Here is an 18352-nt window from a genome sequence, read left to right on the forward strand (position 1 = left end):
AGACTCCAGCTTGAAGGTCTAAGATCACCGCGATCCGTCAGACCGCCGTGAACAATGGAATGAGCGCCTCGACAAGGCGCGCGATCAGCACCACGACGCCCGTCATCAGGAGAAGGATGCTCGATACGCGCGGCGGCTCGACCGGTCCCCGCGCCGTGGCGCGGGGATCAAAGTGTTTGCGTGACTGCTGGAATCGCTGTTCCATGGCATCACCTCAGAAGGTCTGTCCGAGAAGCGTGGCGAGATGCTCGACGATCGGCCCGACGGCGAGCGCCGGGAAGAAGGTCAACCCGCCGACGACCAGGATGACGCCACCCAGGAGGCCAACGAACAGCGCGCCATCGGTCGGGAAGGTGCCGGCCGAGGCAGGCACGGTCTTCTTGGTCACGAGCGAGCCAGCGATCGCGAGCGCCGGGATGATCACCAGGAAACGTCCGATCAGCATCGAGAGACCGATGGTGATGTTATACCAGGGCGTATTCCCGGTCAGGCCGCCGAAGGCAGAGCCATTGTTGGCCGTACCCGACGTGTAGGCATAGAGGATCTCCGAAAAGCCGTGCGGGCCTGGATTGGCGATTGACGCTACCGCATTCGGTAAAACCGCTGCGATCGCCGTGAACCCGAGGACCGAAAGCGGGACGCAAAGGATGGCAAGAACCGCCATCTTGACCTCTTTCGCCTCGATTTTCTTGCCAAGGTATTCCGGCGTGCGGCCGACCATCAGCCCGGCGACGAAGATTGCCAGCACGACGAACAGAAGGATGCCGTAGAAGCCCGCGCCAACGCCGCCGATGATGATTTCGCCAAGCTGCATGTTGATCAACGGGATCAGGCCACCGAGCGCGGTGAAGCTGTCATGCATGGCGTTGACAGCCCCGCACGACGCCGCTGTGGTGATGGCGGCGAAGAGTGCCGACAAGGGAATGCCGAAACGCACTTCCTTGCCTTCCATGTTGCCACCCTCCAGGCCAAGCGCATGCACGAGCGGATTGCCTGCAGCCTCCGCCCAATAGCAAACGGCAACGCCCGCGAGGAAGAGAACGCCCATGGTGGCAAGAATGGCCCAGCCCTGCCGCTGGTTGCCGACCATGCGGCCGAAGACATTGGTGAGAGCCGCGCCGATCGCGAAGATCGAGACCATCTGGATCAAGTTCGAGATCGCGTCCGGGTTCTCGAACGGATGCGCCGCATTGGCGTTGAAGAAGCCGCCGCCATTGGTGCCCAGCATCTTGATGGCGATCTGCGAGGCGACAGGGCCGACCGCGATCGTCTGTTGCGCGCCTTCAAGCGTCGTCGCGTTGACGTAGGCGCCGAGGGTCTGAGGCACGCCGAGGTAGACATAGACGAGCGTCAGCAAGACACAGATCGGCAGCAGCACGTAGAGTGTGCTTCGGGTCATATCGACCCAGAAATTGCCGATCGACTTTACCGAAGCCCTGGCAAAGCCGCGGATCAGGGCCACCGCGATGGCAATGCCGGTTGCCGCCGAGACGAAGTTCTGCACCGTCAGTCCGGCCATCTGCACGAGATAGGACATCGTGCTTTCGCCGCCGTAGTTCTGCCAATTGGTGTTCGTCATGAAGCTCGCCGCCGTGTTGAAGGCAAGCTCTGGCGGGACGGCGCTCATGCCGGCCGGATTGAACGGCAAGGCGCCCTGTAGGCGTTGGAGGAAATAAAGAAGCAGGAAGCCGGCGAGATTGAAGAACAACAGCGCCGCAGCGTAGGCGGTCCAATGCTGTTCCTCGCGTTCGCTCGTTCCGGCAATCCGGTAAAGACCGCGCTCGATTGGACCGAAGAGGATCGAAAGAACCGTGCGCTCGCCGTCGAAGACGCGCGTCATGTAACCGCCAAGCGGCTTCACGAGCAAAATGATGATCCCGCAGAAGACGAGGATCTGTATCCATCCGTTGAGAGTCATAGGTATGGCTTTCCGAGCATTAGGCCTGGCGATCAGAACCGCTCCGGGCGAACGACGGCGTGGGTCAGGTAGACGAGAAGAAATACCGTCACCACACCACCGAGAGTGTAATCAATGAGCATCTTTGCGCTCCGCTATTAGAGGTTGCTGCACGCCCTGACGTAGACAAGCGATAGGGCGAAGAACACGATGCCCATGGCGAGAACGACAACGTCCATGTCGATAATTCCTGTGCGCTGTTTCGACTTACTGCGCTCCCCTGGAGGCGGTGAGAACCGATCGGCGGGCAGACGCAATGGCGTGGACATCCCACTCACCGCACGATCGAGGGGTGCGGCGCGCGATGTCAAATTTTGGCGAGAATATGGCTCCGAACCGCATAAAGATTCGAGAGAGGCGGGAAAGGAAAGAAATAGGAAACGTATAGGAATTTGGTGATCGGCTGCCTTGGCTCCCGTATCGCCGAAGAGCTGCATACGCGGTGCGAAGGTAACCCTGCTTGCCCGGCGCCGGCGCGTGCCGGCGACAAGCTGCCTTTCCTGGTCCGACCTATCTCGCCAAGTCCATGACGACGCCAAGGATGACGATAACGGCGAACATCGCGATCGTGACCGGAATGATGCCTTGCAGTTCCGTCGTCAATATCTCGACCGTTGTGGTCGATGGCCTTCGGGTCCGCGCATGCGAGGCCTGTCGGGGGTCTTTGTTCTCCATTTCGCCCGCCCCGCCCGATCAATGCGCGGCCCAGCTTAGAAGCGCTATCGCTATCGAGACAGTACCAATGACGATCCCGAGCCGCAGGAAAATTCACAAATCCTCCGGATAAGGGAGCGCCTCCGCACGCCTCTCATCGGTGACGGCTGGGCGCCGGGTCTGCCGCATATGCGGGGTGAAGTGATCCGTGCCGAGACGGGAATACATTTATCGTCGCTCCATCTGTTTTGCCGGATGCCACCCGATACAATCGAAACCTGATCGACCTCGGGCCATCCATGCCGACACGTTATTGGCGCCCCCATAACTTTTCGATTGCGGGCTCATGGAAAAGAAGTAGGAACTTCATTTGGATAGCCGGCGACTGCATGGGCGTCTTTCATATCGTCCACTCGCCAGATGGGTTGCTACGGGAAAGCCGGTGCAGCACGCGGCGGAGAACTTCGATTCCGGCGACCAATCTGGCGGATAGTCGACAGGCGGAAGATGCGTCGCTGCCGGTCGCGCAGCCCGGCTCAAGAACGCATGCGGGTGCCGTCTGCGCGCCAAGAATGAGTAAGTGGGATTCAACACCGTTAATCAGCAGCAGGTCTTGGATGCACCGCCGCCGGTGTTCAGAAGTTCCAGCGCGAAACGACCATCAGCTAGCTGGAGATATATCTTATAGGATCGGTGTCCCGCGCAGAGTTCCCGAGCGAAAACAACGGCCTCTCGTCGCGACGGATGTGCCACGTCGGAGCGCTCTCCTTCCTTCCGGACGCGCCAGTGTCGGTCGTAGTCCTGAAACACCCACAACACGACCCCAGACTCGGAGCCGTCGTTCGGTTGGCCAATCAGATCCCGAAATTTGAAATTCATCGGCGAAACTCCGGATGGAGAGGAATGATGAACCCGACTGCCATATGAAATCGAGAGGAGACGCCAAGCAACAGCATAAAGATTTCATATGTACGACCTGCTGCCCTCCTAGTGTTGTATCGCTCAGGCCCGGTTGATTGCCTGCACGGACACAACTGGACTACTGCCGGCTCTCAGGAAAGCCGCGATTTTCCCATACGTTCCATCGAAGCACCGGCGCCGACGAAGGCGCAGGTCGCTCGGCCAATTTCGCTTCCTTGAGATCAAAGAAGATTTCGGCTTCTTCACCAACCCCATCCGCCGAATGGAAGCTCACGTCCACCTGCGCCCGTTCAAATAGAGACATCCCGCGCGCAAGGAGATCGAGCAGATGAACGCGATCAAGGCGAGACTGGATGGCTCCTGCTGAATGAAGGCTGGTGCGCTACGACCCTCAAATCTTCTTCGCTCCGTGGTTGCGGACCGGCTGGTGCGAAAAATTCATCAAATGCCGAATGCCGATAGAGTTCCGAACGTCGCGACGGCGAGAACAAGATAGCGTCCCGTCTTCGCGATTGTTACCAGCAGCAGAAAGGACCACCACGGCTCCCGCATGACACCCGCAAACACAGTGGCACCACGTCACCGACACCTATCGAAACAGACGGCCGCCGCAGCGAGTTGGATCAGTGCCGTGGCCATGCCTCCCCGTGCGTCCTGTACCAGCCGGCGTTAGCCCGGCATGCTGCCCGCCCGCACGAAAAGGGCTCGATACGCCATAAGCCAGGCTGTGCAAAGAATGGAAGCGACCTCCATTGACATGCGCATTGCGTCGTGGAATGGCGATGTAATCGGCAAAGGTTCCTGGCAGAAATTCGCTGAAGATGTGCCAGTGGGGGTCCAGCGTCTCGTTGTCTCGCCAATCGTCCCTGCCGACCGTCGGATAGATGGCAACCGGTGTCCCGTCATTCAGCGTGCCGGCGCCGTCATTGCCCAGAATGATCGGGAACCAAAGAGGATCTGGGTGGTGCGTGATCCCCTGGAGGGTAAAGAGATCGTGCCGGTTCAAGCTCGCATGCGAGACTTTGACCTCGTAGCAAGTCATCCGGACCTATGGGGCAGGGCTGCTCGCCAATACAAAGCGCCCTCAGCGGATATTCCCTGCTGGGGTTCTCAACCTAGACGGCAAACATTCGACATGGCCTCTCATTGGAAGCTTGATCGGCTCGACAATAGCTTTGGGCAAGGCGCGTCCAAGTGTCGACGAACACCTACGCGGAATCCCCTGCCGCACTCCTTATTATCTGAACGAGTGGTTTTAAGCGGTAGGTACCATGCCACCGTCGATGACATATTCGGTGCCGGTGATCGCCCCCGCACGCGATGATGCAAGGAACGTTACAAGATCAGCAACCTCTTTCGGTTTCGTCGGCCGCCCGAGCGGTATACCGCCAAGCGCACCCATGATGATCTTTTTGCCACCCTCGTAGTCGGTACCCGCTTCCTTCGCGAGCCGTTCGGCAAGCGCCACGGCCGCATCGGTTTCGATCCAGCCCGGCGACACACGGACCACCCTGATCCCCTTTGGGGTCACTTCCTTTGAGAGGCTTTTGCTGTAGGTCGAGAGTGCGGCCTTGGCCGCGGCGTAGGCGGTCGTCGATTCCGGCAGCGGCAACTCGTGCTGTATCGACGTCACGTGAATGATAACACCAGATCCCCGCGCTATCATTGCCGGCAGAAGTGCCCGGTCGAGCCGAACCGCGGGCATCAGATTGTGGTTCAGTTCCTTCAGCCATTCCTCGTCGCTCAGCGCAGCAAAGCCACCGGCCGGCGCGCTGGACCCGCCAAGCACGTTGACGACGATGTCGATGCCGCCAAAATGGGCCAGCACCTCATCGGCGACCTTCGCACAGCCCTCGGCAGCCATGAGATCGGCAGCTATATAATGGGGACCCTCCGCCTTGGGTTCGGGCACGGTCCTGGCAGTTGTCGCGACCCGCGCGCCCGCGGCCAGCAAAGCCTGAACCACCGCCGCACCCGTACCCTTTGTGCCGCCCGTCACCAATGCACGCTGGCCCTCAAGACCTAGATCGAAGTTCATCAGGCGATCTCCAGGTGCGCGATCGCATCGCCCGCAAGTACGAAGGCGTAACGAAGGTCGACCGGGCTGCCGGGGAAGTTACCAGTCAGGTGCGCGGTGACGATGATCTTTCCCCCCTCCTCCTCGGCGGCAATCGGCTCGCAAGAGTACTCGTACTTGGTGGACGACTCCGCCTTCCATCGAGCAATGGCCTTGCGGCCTGTGTACGTCTGTCTTTCGTCGATCACCACAGCATCAGGGGTGAAGCGGTTGGCAACTGCCGAGCCGTCCTTTGCGTCGGCAGCGAAATAGTCGGCAACAGGTTTGGGAAGTTTAAGAGGCATAATCACTCTCCGGTGTTTACTTGCGTACGTATGGAAATTGCCTTAACTTCCACAAAGTTCAAGAACGCACGAATAAGTCAGGTACTTACGAAAACGTATGCCCCATCAATACACGCGGGAAACAGCGGCCGAAGGAGTTGAGGCCGCTCTGAAGCTGCTCGAAGGCCGCTGGAAGCTGGTGATCCTGTTTCACTTATTCGGTGGACGGGTGTTGCGCTTCTCGGACCTGGAACGTGCCATACCGGCAGTTTCCCAGAAGATGTTGATCCAACAGCTCCGGCAGTTGGAGAATGACGGGATTGTCCGCCGCATTGTTCATCATCAGGTGCCGCCGAAGGTTGAGTATTGCCTGACCGATTGGGGACAAGCGCTTTGCCCGGCTCTCGATGCCCTGCTTACATGGGCCGGCCAGCGTGGGGAGAGTCCGAATCCCGATAATTGTCCGCCAAGCGGGATGCAAATTGGACACCCTGATGACCGTAGCGACGCTGGGCCCCCCGCTGGCAGCTAGGCAATCGTCGTCCCAACAGCTACTCGACATTCTTAGTGTCGCTTCCTCAATTTGTGTGGCGCAGTCGCAGCATTCGTGCCCGCAGTAGTTCGGGACCTGCCCTGCCGTACATTGCGGGCTTGAGGGTTTTGAGGCGATTGATCTGGCCTTCGGCCTGTCCGTTGCTCCAGGGTAGCTCGATGGCGTTGTCGACGGCATCGATGTCTCTGCGCAAAACACATGCGAAAACGCATGATCGGAATGCGTTCTGAGTCGATCGCATCGTCGATCCACACGTCCAGTGCTTCCGATCTTTTGCTGCGAAGGATTCCGGTGAAGCGCGTCGCCAGGCCGCATCTCGGCGAATGCGGTAGATCCCTGCTTCAGGGCATCGACCTTTCTTGCCTGTCGAGGCGTCAAAAGGCCTCGTGGCTGGATGCACAGCGCCGCGGCAACAACTGGCGACATCGCGTGGCCGGTATCCGGATCTCGAACCGATCCCAAGCTGAGCGCGATGGAAGGACACCATCGACGGGCTCTTTTTCGGCACGCCGCCAAGCTCCCAGCAGGCGCTCCAGATTGGAGAAGCTGCCGGTGTAGCCGCGCTGCTTGACGTCATGATACTGATACCGCCCGCAACGGTTCCCTTCCTTCCAGATCGGGCAAGGAACGTTTCAAAGTACCATGGTGATGTCGGGTTCAATGCTGCTCGCCGCCTATCTGGCGGAGCCTTGAACTTGAGCCACTTCGCTACGCTGCGACGCTCATAGCCGGTCCGTCGCGCAATTTCGCTGTAAGACAGACCTGCTGGCGTAAGGCGTGGAGCATCTCGAATATCTCCTCGCGAGCCTGCCTGTGCGCGAGACGGGCTCGCCGGCGATGTGCCGCAGCCTCGACAATGGCGTCCTCGGACAGGATGGCTCTTCCTGAGGCACGGTCGCAAAGGTTCATCTGTTCCTCGATTGCCGTACGGAGATTCTAAATCCGGGACAGCATTTCCGCTAATCCCCGGACAGTCTTTCGGCGACAAAGAGATCGACTTTCGCACGCGCCGTTTTGCCATACTGGACATCGATTTGAACGAGGGGCTGATGAATGGCGAGAGGGAAGCAGGCGAGACTTACTGACGTGAAGGTCATTGTCTGCGACTACCCCGATGGTCGGCTCGAGATCACCCATGAGGCGACCTCCCTGCCCTACAACACAGCCGGTGCAAGTTCCTGGACTGCATGTCGCGGAAAGCTCGACGGTTGCAACGGCAACAGTCGAGCGGATGGCGAGGCTCTGGCAAGTCGAGGAGAGCGTCCGCGGCCAAGGCCTGATCGTCCCGCGACGCGTCAGGAGGCCTCTGCGACGATCGTTACCGGGGTAGGCCGACGCATAGACAAGCCCGTGCTGTCAAAAAGGTGCAGGCTCTCGCTTTTTACAGAGAAAGTTACCTGCATACCCGGAGTTGGCGCTGTTGCTGCAGGGACCAAGGCGCCGATTTCTGTTCCTGCGGCCTGAAAGGAGACCAGTGCATCGTCCCCGTGGAACTCAACGAGATCGATGGAGCCGGATAACAAGTTCTCGGCCCCGGCAACGTGGGGGCAGGAAACAAGTGCCGATGGACGTACACCTAGCGTCAGCTCTTGCCCCTCCCTCAGCTCAAAAACTTGGCGAGACGCGCGGAAACGGAAACCGTCGCCTTCAAGCCTCCACGACTCTCTATCGGAGTGCGCGGTGACATCGAGAAAGTTCATGTTCGGCGTACCTATAAACCCCGCTACGAAAAGCGTACGTGGACGTTCGTAGATTTCGGCGGGCGTGCCGATCTGTTCGATCGCGCCGCCCTTCATGAGGACGATGCGGTCGGCGAGCGTCATCGCCTCCAGTTGGTCATGCGTCACGTAGATCGTCGTCGTCTGCAGTTTCTGGTGCAGGCGGGCGATCTCGATGCGCATGTGGTTGCGCAGCTTGGCGTCGAGGTTCGACAGCGGTTCGTCGAACAGGAACACCTTGGGCGTCTTGATCATGGCGCGGGCGATTGCCACACGCTGCTGCTGGCCGCCGGATAGTTCTGTCGGCTTGCGTTCCAGGTACGGATCTAGGCCGAGCGTCGCCGAAACAGCGCGGATGCGCTGGTCGATCTCGGCCTTCGGCACCTTCATGCGCTTCAAGCCGAAGGCGATATTGTCGTAGATCGTCATGTGCGGGTAGAGCGCGTAATTCTGGAAAACCATGGCAACGCCGCGATCACGCGGTTCCAGCTCGTTGACGCGCGTTCCGCCGATCATGACGTCGCCGCCCGAGATCTCCTCGAGGCCGGCAATCATGCGCAGAAGCGTGGACTTGCCGCAGCCGGACGGTCCGAGGAAGACGATGAACTCGCGGTCGGCGACTTCGAGGTTAAAATCCTTGATGACGTTTATGGCGCCATAGTTCTTGTCGACGTGCGCGCAGACGATGTTCGACATCTCATTTACCTCCGCTTTCCATGAGGATCTGCAGCTTCACATCGGTGGGGATGGCAGAGGCGGCGCGCTCGAAGGCCTGGATGCTGTCTTTGAAGTCATAAGTGTCCGTGATCAGAGGCTTCAGGTCTACCTTGCCGGAGGCTATAAGCTGCAGGGCGCGCTCGAAGATGTTGGCGTAGCGGAACACGGTTTCGAGCCGCACTTCCTTGGCGATGGCGCCGGATACGTCGAAATTCACCTGCTCGACCGGCAGGCCGACCATCACCAAGGTGCCGCCCGGGCGCACGAGGTCGAAGATCCCGCTATAAGCCTTGGCGCTGCCGCTGGCCTCGAACACGAGGTCGGCGCCCCACATGTCGGTTTCTCGGGCGACGACGTCCTTCAGCGATTGCTCGCCGATATTGATTGGCGTGATGCCGGCATAGCCACCAGCGATCGCCAGCTTCTCGGCGCTGAAATCAGAGATGAACACGCGGCTGCAGCCACCGGCGAGCGCGGCCAGCGCCACCATGATGCCGATCGGTCCACAGCCGATGACGACCGCGACATCGCCCGGGGCGATACGCGCGCGCGCGGCCGCCTGCATGCCGATGGCGAAGGGTTCGACCATGGCGCCTTCGGCGAAGCTGACATTGTCGGGTAGCTTGTAGGTGAAGGCGGCGGGGTGAACCGCGTAGGGGGTCAGCACACCATGGATCGGCGGTGTTGCCCAGAAGCGTACGCTCGGATCGACGTTGTAGATGCCGAGCCTGGAGGCCCGCGAAGTGAGGTCGGGAATGCCAGGCTCCATGCAGACGCGGTCGCCCACGGCGAGACCCCGCACATTGCCGCCGACCTCGACGATCGTGCCTGCGGCCTCATGACCGAGCACCATGGGTTCGCGCAGGACGAAGGGACCGATGGCGCCATGCGTGTAATAATGCACGTCGCTGCCGCAAACACCGACGGTGTTGATCCTGATCTTCACGTCATCGGGGCCGAGTTCGACCGGCAAGTCGATGTCGCGCATCGAGAGGACGCCCTTTTGCTCAAGAACCAGAGCTTGCATCGAGAAATTCCTTTTTATGAAGACTTGCGCTTGAAGGCGCTGTTGAGCATTCCGCTGAGGACCCCGATGAAGAGCAGCGGAGGAATGGAGAGCAGCACGACCGAGGCGTTGAGGATGCCCCAGGGCACGTCCCGGCCGAGCTGGGTGAGTTCGGAGGCGACGATCGGCAGCGTTTTGGCGTCGGAGGTCGTCAGCATCAATGCGATCAGGAATTCGTTCCAGACGAGCACGAAGGCAAAGGCGACGGCGCCGATCAGCGAGCGCGAGGCGATCGGCAGTGCGATCAGGAAAAAGATCGCATAGGGGCCGTAGCCATCGACGCGGGCGGCTTCCTCTACCTCCTTCGGCACGCGGGCAAAGGCCGGGACCGAAAGCCAGACAACGGTTGCAAGCGTCAGCAGCGTATAGGTGATGATGAGCGACAGCCTCGTGTCGTAGAGCTCCAGCTGCAGCCAGATTACCATCAGCGGAATGGCGACGGCGACCGGCGGCAGGAAGCGCAGCGACAGCACGAAGAACTGAATGTCCTTCGACCAGCGGTTCGGATGGCGCGCGGTGGCATAGGCCGCAGGCAGACCAAGCACCGCGCCGATTAGCACGGCGGCGCCCGAGGTCACCAACGAATTGAACAGGCCGTCGAAGACGCTGTCGCGACCGAGCACGTAGGCGAAATTGTCGAGCGTCGGGGTGAAGATGAAAAGCGGCGTGGGCGTGACGATGTCCACGCGGTTCTTGAAGGCGTTGAGTGCAGTCCAGAACGCCGGGAACACGGCGGAGAACGCTGCGAGGAGGAGGATGGCGCGGCCAGCGAGGCGGCCGATCGAACGGCCGCTCATATCTTCGCCCTCTTCCAGATGACGGTGAAGGCAAGCGAGGTCGCGATCATCATCAGAACCGCCATGCCGGATGCATAGGAAATGCGGCCTGACTCGATGAATCCTTGCGAGAAGGCGTACATGTCGAGCGTCTCGGTGGAGATGCCGGGGCCGCCCCGGGTCATCACGTAGATCAGGTCGAAGGCGCGCAGCGATTCGATCATCTTGACGAAGGCGAGCGAGATGAGCGGCGCCTTCAGCATCGGCAGCGCCACATAGCCATAGACTTCCCACGTACGCGCATGGTCGAGCCGAGCCGCCTCGAACGGCTGCGGCGGCAGGGTCTCCAAAAGCTTCAGCACGATGACGGAGAAGAACAGGCCCCATTGCCAGACGTCGACGAGGGCGACCGTTCCGAGCGCGGTCAGCGGATTGGACAAGAGATCGAGCGGCTGGCCGGTGATCGCCTTGTAAGGATAGGTGGCGATGCCATAGAGCGGATGGAATGCGAACTTCCAAACGAAGGCGGCCGAGACGCGCGGCAGGATAACCGGCACGATGAACAGCAGCGCCAGAACATTGCGGGTGCGCCGCGAGACGCATTCGAACAGCAGGATGCCGAGGCCGACCGCGATCAGCATGGTGAAGCCAACTGTGATGACCTCCCAGCTCAGCGAAACCGTAATGGCGTTGACGAAGCGCCGGTCCGAAAACAGCGCGAGATAGTTGTCGAAGCCGACGAAATTTCCGTCAGGTCTGCTGAGTTCGCGATCCTCGAAGGATATGACGATCGCGCAGACGGTCGGCACCAGCGCCAAGACGGCGAGCACGACCATGGCAGGCGCAAGGAACACCCAGGGCAATGTATTCTTGTTCTTCATGAGTCCCTCCGACGACGCCGTGCGCGTCGCCTTGGATGGAAAGCCCCGACGCCGCCGAAGCCAGCGCCGGGACGGGAGGATATCTGTTCAGTCTGGATTACTGGCTGCGGCCGACGAGGTCGGTGGCAAAGCCGTTGAGCTCATCCAGGCCTTCCTTGATATCCGTGCGGGTGCCGGTGATCAGTTCTTCCAGGATGATGCCCCACCGGTCGCCCAGGTCCGGCCACGATGCGTTCTGCCAGAAGTTGACCGCCGTGACCTTGCCGGTGTCGGCGAGCGCTTGGCCGAGGTCGGGACCATAGAGTTCGGCGAACTTCGGACTGGTCATGACGCTGGTACGGTTGAGTTCGCTAAATTGGCCTTCTTCGAGACGGCGCTGTTCGTTTTCCTTCGACGTTGCCCAGGCGATGAACAGACCGGCGCACTGCTTGGCCTCTTCCGTCTTGTTCGCCTTGGTGCCGATGGCGAGGCCGTGGCCGTAGCCACCGCCGGTCAGCGGGGTCGGCGGCGGGAGGTAGCCGATCTTGTCGGCGACCTGCGACGACTTCGGATCGAGCGCCATCCCGACCAGCGGCGTGGATTCGATGAGGAGGGCGACCTGGCCGGAGGTGAAGGCGCCGACCGCCTCGTCCCAGCCGCCGGTCTGGCTGCCCGGTGCGGAATACTTGAAGATCTCGAGGTAGGTCTCGGTCGCCTTCAAGGCCGCGTCGCCATCGAAGACCGGCTTGTCCCCCTCGAACCAGTTACCGCCAAAGCCCTTGAAGTAAGGCATCCAGCGCCAGACGTTGGCGCCCGAGCCGCGCTGGCCGCGCAGGGCGGTGCCGTAGATGCCCTTGTCGGGCTGATGCAGGGCCTTCACGGCAGCGATGTATTCGTCGAGCGTGGTCGGCGGCTTGATGCCAGCGGCTTCAAGCAGATCCTTGCGGTAGACCATCAGGTCGCCGCCGCCGGTCAAAGGCGCAAACCAAACCTTGCCGTCATAGGTGGCGACCTTCTGGCGCCCTGGATCGAAATCGGCATAATCGTAATCAGCAGGATAGTAGTCGGTCAGCGGAGCGACCCAGCCGGACTTTGCGAAAAGTGCGACGTTGGCTTCGTCAATATAATACACATTGTACTTACCGATCGTCGACGCATCGGCCTTGGTCTTGGCGCGGCGATCGTTCTCGTTCAGATAGTCGATCTGGAAATCCGCACCGCCCGAGAGCTTGGCGAATTCATCCTTGTAGTTTTCAAGCAGCGTCAGGCCGTCGCGCGGCTGCGCGATAACCCGGATGGTCCCGGTGCATTGTGCAGCCTCAGCAATTGAAGACGCCGAGCTTGCGAGAGCGCAAGCGATAGTGATGCTCGAAACGAGCGCTTTCAGGTCTTTCATGTTTTGAACCTCCCCTAAAGGTCTGCAGAGCAGGCTTCAGAATCTCCCGATTCCGCTCGCCTGCTCCTCCCGTGCGAGCTTGCTCGCTGATGTGATCCTATGAAATACGGCGCGATGAACTAGCGCCCCTCATGCACGTAATCTATACTTTAATGCGCGTTGAAATGCTGCGCATCGATTGTCCGGACCGGTCGCCTCTGTCCTGTCAACCGCCGATAGGCGGAGGGTGTCATCTTGTGATGACGCAGAAATGTGCGGTTGAAATTGGAAATGTTGAGATAGCCTACCTCGAAGCAGATGTCGGTGATCGGCATCTCGCTTTCGGCGAGCAGCTTGCAGGCCTGCCAGATGCGCAGCTTGTTGACGTGATCGGTGAAGCTGTTGCCGGTGTTCTTCTTGAAGAAGCGGGAAAACGCGCTCTCGCTCATGCCGGCTAGCGCCGCCACGTCCGCGAGGTGAATATCGGTCGCGACATGCTCGAAAATATAGATGAGCACGCGCTGCAGCACATCGAGGGTCTCTGCGTCGAGCTTCGGTGCAAATTCCGGCGACGACAGGATTTCATACTCGTGGCTGCCAGACAGGAGATCCAGGAGCTCGGCGAACGCGGCGAAGCGGGAGAAACCGGAGTGGGCGCCCATGCTCTCCATGAGCTCCGCGCCGCGGTGGCGCGTTTCGCCGTGAAAGACGAGGCCTTGTTCGGCGAGCCGGAAGAAGGCGTCGAGCTGGGCAAATTCCGGTGCCAATTTGCTGAGTTCGCCGATCCGCTCCTGGTCGAACTGGATGACGATATCGCGGCCTTCGATGATCTCGCCCGGCTCAGTGGCCGTTACCCAATCATGCGGCAGGTTTCGGCCCACGACGGTGAGATAGCCGGGGCCGAATTCGCCGATGTAGTCGCCTACGAAGGCCATGCCTGCGGCATTGCGGATCAGGTGAATTTCAATCTCGGGATGGAAGTTCCAGACATTGCGCTCCCAGGGATAGTTGTCCTTGCGCCACAGAAAGGTCTCATTCACGCCGGTGACGATGTGCTCGAAGGTCGGCGGGTTGTTGGCCATCGCCGCCGTCTTGACACCAAGAGCCCTCCCGGCCTCCGTCCCTCTCGCATTCCTCAGCATTGTTCCTCGCAGCCTCCTTGCCGAGCGCGGATGTACCGCCATTTCGCAATGTCGATGTTGCGGCCAAAGTACTACGCCGTGCCATTTGACGTGATGAACGCAAGAGTCATAGACATGCAGATCATGGAATTCATGTTTAAAGCTGATTTATTTTGACAATTGGACTTTGCCATTCAGCCGCATCTTCACGCCTGCGTACTCATGTGGGCGAGCAAATCTCACGCACCGCAGCACCCGCCGCCTTCGTGAGAAAAGGCGCGAACGATGTCCTTTGTCTGCCCAACTCCGCCCGCGCTCGCTAGGAGCGTGCTTTCTCGTCGCACTGCTCAGGGTGAGCCTCCCAGCCAAAGATGCTGCGACCGCCCCATTCGGGGGACCGGCGGAACTCCCCGGCGACAATTTCTTTTAGATCCGGGCCGGTAACGTATTTCTCCAGCTGCCTCGCCTGATCGTCCAAACGTCTCAGCGCCTGTAGCTCCTCATCACGACCGAGCCGCGCTTTGGTCACAGCCGATTTCATTACGCGGATCGTCTGATCGTAGACTTGGAGTGGCACGGGAAACGGATGGCGATCCTTGCCGCCGTGCGCAAGCGAGAACCGCGCGGGATCGGCAAAACGGCAGGGCGCGCCATGCACCACTTCTGCCACCATCGCCAGCGCGTTGACCGTCCGCGCACCGACGCCTGGAACGAGCAGGAGTTGTTCGAAATCTTCAGGCCCGCGATCGACGGCCGCAGCAAGCGTTGCGTGCAACCGCCTCATGTTGATGTTTTCTTCTCGCACCTCGTGATGTGCCGGCATTACAAGGTGCGGCAGCAGGGGTTGCACGAGTTCTTTCGTTTGGACCTTCGAATCAATCCGGACTATCTCGCGCACAATTCGGTCCGGCCCGAGAGAGGTTAGAAGGTCAAGCTGACCCTTTCGCGATGCTGCGGCACGCCTATCGGCGAGATTGACGATTTCGCCCTGGCGCTTTCCTTCTATCGCTGCATGGGGGGAATCGACGAAACTGGAAACGCCTTCTGATAGCCAGTGGTAGCGCCTAGCCTGTCGCTTGTCACCATTCATGCCCTGCTGCACGACCACCCATTTGCCGTCGTCGGCCACGATGAAGCCGTGCAGGTAAAGGTCGAATCCATCTTGAACCGCTGCGCTGTCAACCTTTGCGACGAGCCGGCTGGTGGCTGCGAGACGGCCGCCGTCGATGCCGACACGATTCCCGATGTCGATCAATTCGGCTGGCGTCTGCCTCGAATTTCGCCCACGTCCTCCGCAGACATGAACACCTAGTTCCCGCGAAAGGGGTGCGAGGCCGCGCTTCAAAGCGCCAATGACACTTGTTGTGATTCCGGAGGAGTGCCAATCCATACCCATGACGCAGCCAAAGGACTGGAACCAGAAGGGGTGCGCCAAACGCCGGAGAAACTCGTCGCGGCCATATTCAATCACGATTGCTTCGGTGATGACCGCGCCAAGCTTCGTCATGCGTTCGCCCAGCCACCGGGGAACCTTGCCACCATGAAGCGGGAGATCTGCACTGCCTGCTCTTTGAACCATCCGATCCTTATAAACCGGCCGTCGAAGTTATGACAGGGAGAAGTTCCTAAAATGTTCTGTTTTGCGCGTATCCTTTGGGCGCTTGACATCCAAGTACACACCTTGGGCAGAATCAAACGGTGCACCCGATGCTCTGTCGGGGTGTAGTCACAGGCAACCACGCTCAAAAGCGGGTTGGGCTGCCGGCAGGTCCGGCTGCGGCCATTGCTGCAGCGCTCTCCGACCAACGTCGGTCAAGCCACAGACGCCACTCTGGAGGCGCTCAAACCAGCCATAGAGGTGCAAAATGTTCCCGGCATCCGGTATCCTGGATCTGATTTCACGCACGCACATCGGTGGTGCAAGGACAAGTGGGGGATTTCCTCGCAGATCACGCCGCGTGTGCTGACTGATGCGCTGGCCGCCGGCGGCGCTGAGGCAAAGCGCGCGTTCGATGCCATGATGGACATGGGGAGAATCGACGTCGCCGCGATCGAGACGGCGCGGCGGACGCTTCGTCGCGGCTTACAGCCAAGTTGCTCTCGGAGGGTGCTGCGCGCACTTTCGTGCGCCACACACCCTCCGCCCCGACTCCAGTTCGACACGCGTGATCCACCCGCTCATGCGGGTTGCGTGGCCCCTCGGCTTTCCCCTGGGCTTATCGACAAATCGCTCTACCTGCTTAATGAAACAACGCGGACGCCATTTTCATCCAGCTTGCACGGGAGGTCAGCGGAAGGACATGAGCGAGGAAAGCAGCAGGGATTACGGCTCGGGATCGATAGCCACAGCACAGCCGTCCAAGTTTCCAACGCTCGCTGCGATGGCTGCCGCGGTCGCTGTCCTCTATTTCGCCCGAGCAGTATTCCTGCCCCTGGCCGTTGCCATCCTGCTTACGTTTGCGCTGGCACCGGTCGTCGCGAACCTCAGAAAAGTCGGTTTGCCGCGCATGCCTGCCGTCATCGTAAGCGTGGCTGCGGCCTTTCTCTCGCTCTCGATCTTCAGCGCCGTCGTGGCGATGCAGGTCAGCGAGGTTGCGCGGAACCTCCCGACATACCAGTCCAACATCGTTGAAAAGATCAGGGCCCTGAAAGAGGCGGAGTCGGAAAACAGCGTGATCGATCGGCTTGGCCGTCTCGTGGAGAGGATCGGGACCGAACTCAGCCGGTCGGAACCTCAAGCCCAACCATCTTCCGGGGCGCAGCCGCCCAAGCCGCTTCTGGTGGAGATCTTCTCGCCTCAGCGCCCGATCGAAATGCTGAGGAGCATTGTCAATCCTCTCGTTGGTCCATTGGCGACGACCGGACTCATCATCATCGTCGTCATCTTCATGCTTCTGGAGCGGGAGGATCTGAGGGACCGTTTCATCCGCCTCGTGGGCTACGGAGACCTCCACCGCACAACGCAAGCCCTCCAGGATGCTGGCTCGCGTGTCGGCCGATACCTGCTCATGCAGCTGGTGGTGAACATCACCTATGGCATACCGCTGGCAGCCGGTCTCTGGGTGCTGGGCATACCCAATGCGGTCCTCTGGGGCATGCTGGCAATCGTCCTCAGGTTCGTGCCCTATATCGGCCCCATCATCGCCGCGCTCGTTCCCTTGTTCCTGGCTTTTTCGGTGGCGCCGGGCTGGAGCGTGCTGCTCTGGACAGCAGCTCTGTTCGTTCTCCTCGAAGTGCTCAGCAACAATGTCGTGGAGCCCTGGCTCTACGGTTCGCGCACCGGCCTGTCACCGCTTGCGATCATCGTTGCGGCAATCTTCTGGGCCTGGCTCTGGGGACCCGTCGGGCTGGTGCTGTCGACGCCGCTGACGGTCTGTCTCGTCGTTCTCGGCCGCCATGTTCCCCAGTTCGAGTTCTTCGAAATCCTTTTCGGCAACGAGCCGGTCCTCGATCCCAAGGAACGCCTGTACCAGCGCCTGCTCGCGGGCGATCCCGACGAGGCGACCGACAACGCCGAGGAGATGCTCGAGGAGAAGTATCTCGTCGAGTTCTACGACTCCGTCGCCATTCCGGCCCTGCTGCTTGCAGAACGGGATCGCGCTCGAAAGGCGATGACGGATGCGCAACTGGAGCAGGTTGCCGAGAGCGGGCACGTGCTCGTCGCCAATCTTCAAGAAATCGCGAGCGAAGAAGAGGAGGAAGAGGAGGACGATAACGCCGACGGTCCAGACGAAGAAGATGAAGCCGGCGGCTTTGAGTTGCCGGACGGGGACGGGAAATCCGTACTATGCATCGGGGGAAGGGGCGATCTGGACGACGTGGCTGCCTCGATGTTGTCGCAGGTCGTCACGATCCAGGGCGCCGAGGCTGCATTGGCCAGCTACCGGGACCTGAAAGTCGGCAATATAAGGGCTCTGGCGCTGGAGGGCCGTACCACGGTCATCATCGGCTTTCTCAACCAGGATTCCGGGAAACACGCGAAATTCATCGTGCGCAGGCTGAAGCGTTTGACGCCGACGGCGCGCATCGGCATCGTATTCTGGCGGGAGGACCGAGAAGGAGCGTCCCACGCAAAGGCGCAGCTCATCGAAGAGTTGCAGGCGGATTTCGTCGCCTTTTCGATCGTCGATGCGGCCCGCGAAAGCCTTTCCGAAGGAGAAGCGCGACCTTTGAAAGCGGCGCGCATGAGGATTGTTCATCGTTCCACCACCCGCAGGGCGGGCACGCAAAGAAAGGAAAAGGCGCCCGCTTAGAGCATTCCGTTTTGGTTCAGAAACTCCGCCGCACCACGGCT

16 protein-coding genes and 5 pseudogenes are annotated in these 18352 nt (G+C 60.3%); 4 read left to right on the plus strand and 17 right to left on the minus strand.

Going from position 1 to position 18352, the window contains the following annotated elements:
- Nucleotides 1–37: 37 nt before the first annotated feature.
- The 8 genes and pseudogenes from GHK62_RS14090 to GHK62_RS14125 form a co-directional block, all read right to left on the minus strand.
- Nucleotides 38–205, minus strand: coding sequence for a hypothetical protein (locus tag GHK62_RS14090; RefSeq protein WP_153439792.1), 168 nt, complete (start codon nucleotides 203–205; stop codon nucleotides 38–40).
- A 9-nt stretch (nucleotides 206–214) separates the two neighbouring features.
- A complete protein-coding gene (gene kdpA / locus GHK62_RS14095) occupies nucleotides 215–1918 on the minus strand; it encodes a potassium-transporting ATPase subunit KdpA (RefSeq protein ID WP_153439793.1) in 1704 nt (567 codons plus the stop codon).
- Between the two features lie 32 nt (nucleotides 1919–1950).
- Nucleotides 1951–2040 carry a K(+)-transporting ATPase subunit F gene (locus GHK62_RS14100; protein ID WP_153439794.1) on the minus strand — a complete coding sequence of 30 codons (90 nt, stop codon included), beginning with the start codon at nucleotides 2038–2040 and terminating at the stop codon, nucleotides 1951–1953.
- Nucleotides 2041–2467: 427 nt separating this feature from the next.
- Nucleotides 2468–2632: a hypothetical protein gene (locus GHK62_RS14105; RefSeq protein ID WP_153439795.1), complete on the minus strand. Its 165-nt coding sequence runs from the start codon at nucleotides 2630–2632 to the stop codon at nucleotides 2468–2470.
- A 1341-nt stretch (nucleotides 2633–3973) separates the two neighbouring features.
- A pseudogene (locus GHK62_RS34275) lies at nucleotides 3974–4102 on the minus strand (DedA family protein); the annotation flags it as partial.
- Nucleotides 4103–4121: 19 nt separating this feature from the next.
- The gene (locus tag GHK62_RS14115; protein WP_153439796.1) at nucleotides 4122–4538 is read right to left on the minus strand and encodes an MDR/zinc-dependent alcohol dehydrogenase-like family protein; all 417 of its coding nucleotides are present in this window, start codon (nucleotides 4536–4538) and stop codon (nucleotides 4122–4124) included.
- A gap of 249 nt (nucleotides 4539–4787) precedes the next feature.
- Nucleotides 4788–5570 (minus strand): SDR family oxidoreductase, encoded by a 783-nt coding sequence (locus GHK62_RS14120; RefSeq protein WP_153439797.1) that lies wholly within the window; start codon nucleotides 5568–5570, stop codon nucleotides 4788–4790.
- Entirely contained in the window at nucleotides 5570–5893 is a 324-nt protein-coding gene (locus tag GHK62_RS14125) for a nuclear transport factor 2 family protein (protein WP_153439798.1), read from the minus strand. Before GHK62_RS14125 ends, GHK62_RS14120 begins: the two co-directional genes overlap by 1 nt.
- A gap of 97 nt (nucleotides 5894–5990) precedes the next feature.
- Here GHK62_RS14125 and GHK62_RS14130 point away from each other — a divergent pair, with 97 nt between their 5' ends.
- Nucleotides 5991–6404: a winged helix-turn-helix transcriptional regulator gene (locus GHK62_RS14130; protein WP_234886897.1), complete on the plus strand. Its 414-nt coding sequence runs from the start codon at nucleotides 5991–5993 to the stop codon at nucleotides 6402–6404.
- Between the two features lie 46 nt (nucleotides 6405–6450).
- On the opposite strand, the pseudogene GHK62_RS14135 reads toward GHK62_RS14130, so the two are convergent.
- A pseudogene (locus GHK62_RS14135) lies at nucleotides 6451–7361 on the minus strand (transposase); the annotation flags it as partial.
- Nucleotides 7362–7585: 224 nt separating this feature from the next.
- On the opposite strand from GHK62_RS14135, the pseudogene GHK62_RS35220 reads away from it, so the two are divergent.
- Nucleotides 7586–7745 (plus strand): annotated as a pseudogene (locus GHK62_RS35220) (IS66 family transposase); the annotation flags it as partial.
- Here the strand turns inward: GHK62_RS35220 and GHK62_RS14140 are convergent.
- The 8 genes and pseudogenes from GHK62_RS14140 to GHK62_RS34280 all read right to left on the minus strand — a co-directional run.
- Nucleotides 7721–8839 (minus strand): ABC transporter ATP-binding protein, encoded by a 1119-nt coding sequence (locus GHK62_RS14140; protein ID WP_153439799.1) that lies wholly within the window; start codon nucleotides 8837–8839, stop codon nucleotides 7721–7723. The pseudogene GHK62_RS35220 and the gene GHK62_RS14140 overlap by 25 nt on opposite strands.
- 1 nt (nucleotide 8840) lies before the next feature.
- On the minus strand, nucleotides 8841–9887 hold the full coding sequence (locus tag GHK62_RS14145) for an NAD(P)-dependent alcohol dehydrogenase (RefSeq protein ID WP_153439800.1): 1047 nt from the start codon (nucleotides 9885–9887) through the stop codon (nucleotides 8841–8843).
- A gap of 14 nt (nucleotides 9888–9901) precedes the next feature.
- Complete coding sequence (locus GHK62_RS14150; RefSeq protein ID WP_153439801.1) at nucleotides 9902–10723, minus strand: carbohydrate ABC transporter permease; 822 nt, start codon at nucleotides 10721–10723, stop codon at nucleotides 9902–9904.
- A complete protein-coding gene (locus GHK62_RS14155) occupies nucleotides 10720–11583 on the minus strand; it encodes a carbohydrate ABC transporter permease (protein ID WP_153439802.1) in 864 nt (287 codons plus the stop codon). The genes GHK62_RS14150 and GHK62_RS14155 overlap by 4 nt, the downstream gene beginning before the upstream one ends.
- Nucleotides 11584–11680: 97 nt before the next feature.
- On the minus strand, nucleotides 11681–12958 hold the full coding sequence (locus GHK62_RS14160; protein WP_153439803.1) for an ABC transporter substrate-binding protein: 1278 nt from the start codon (nucleotides 12956–12958) through the stop codon (nucleotides 11681–11683).
- 149 nt (nucleotides 12959–13107) lie between these two features.
- Complete coding sequence (locus GHK62_RS14165; protein WP_234886898.1) at nucleotides 13108–14079, minus strand: AraC family transcriptional regulator; 972 nt, start codon at nucleotides 14077–14079, stop codon at nucleotides 13108–13110.
- A gap of 298 nt (nucleotides 14080–14377) precedes the next feature.
- Entirely contained in the window at nucleotides 14378–15637 is a 1260-nt protein-coding gene (locus GHK62_RS14170; protein ID WP_153439804.1) for a DUF763 domain-containing protein, read from the minus strand.
- A 147-nt stretch (nucleotides 15638–15784) separates the two neighbouring features.
- Nucleotides 15785–15973: pseudogene (locus GHK62_RS34280) on the minus strand (hypothetical protein); the annotation flags it as partial.
- Here GHK62_RS34280 and GHK62_RS14175 point away from each other — a divergent pair.
- Nucleotides 15974–16126: pseudogene (locus tag GHK62_RS14175) on the plus strand (VOC family protein); the annotation flags it as partial.
- 232 nt (nucleotides 16127–16358) lie between these two features.
- The gene (locus GHK62_RS14180; RefSeq protein WP_153439805.1) at nucleotides 16359–18311 is read left to right on the plus strand and encodes an AI-2E family transporter; all 1953 of its coding nucleotides are present in this window, start codon (nucleotides 16359–16361) and stop codon (nucleotides 18309–18311) included.
- Nucleotides 18312–18352: the final 41 nt, after the last annotated feature.

Origin of the sequence: Sinorhizobium terangae (assembly GCF_009601505.1) — a bacterium.
GTDB lineage: Bacteria > Pseudomonadota > Alphaproteobacteria > Rhizobiales > Rhizobiaceae > Sinorhizobium > Sinorhizobium terangae.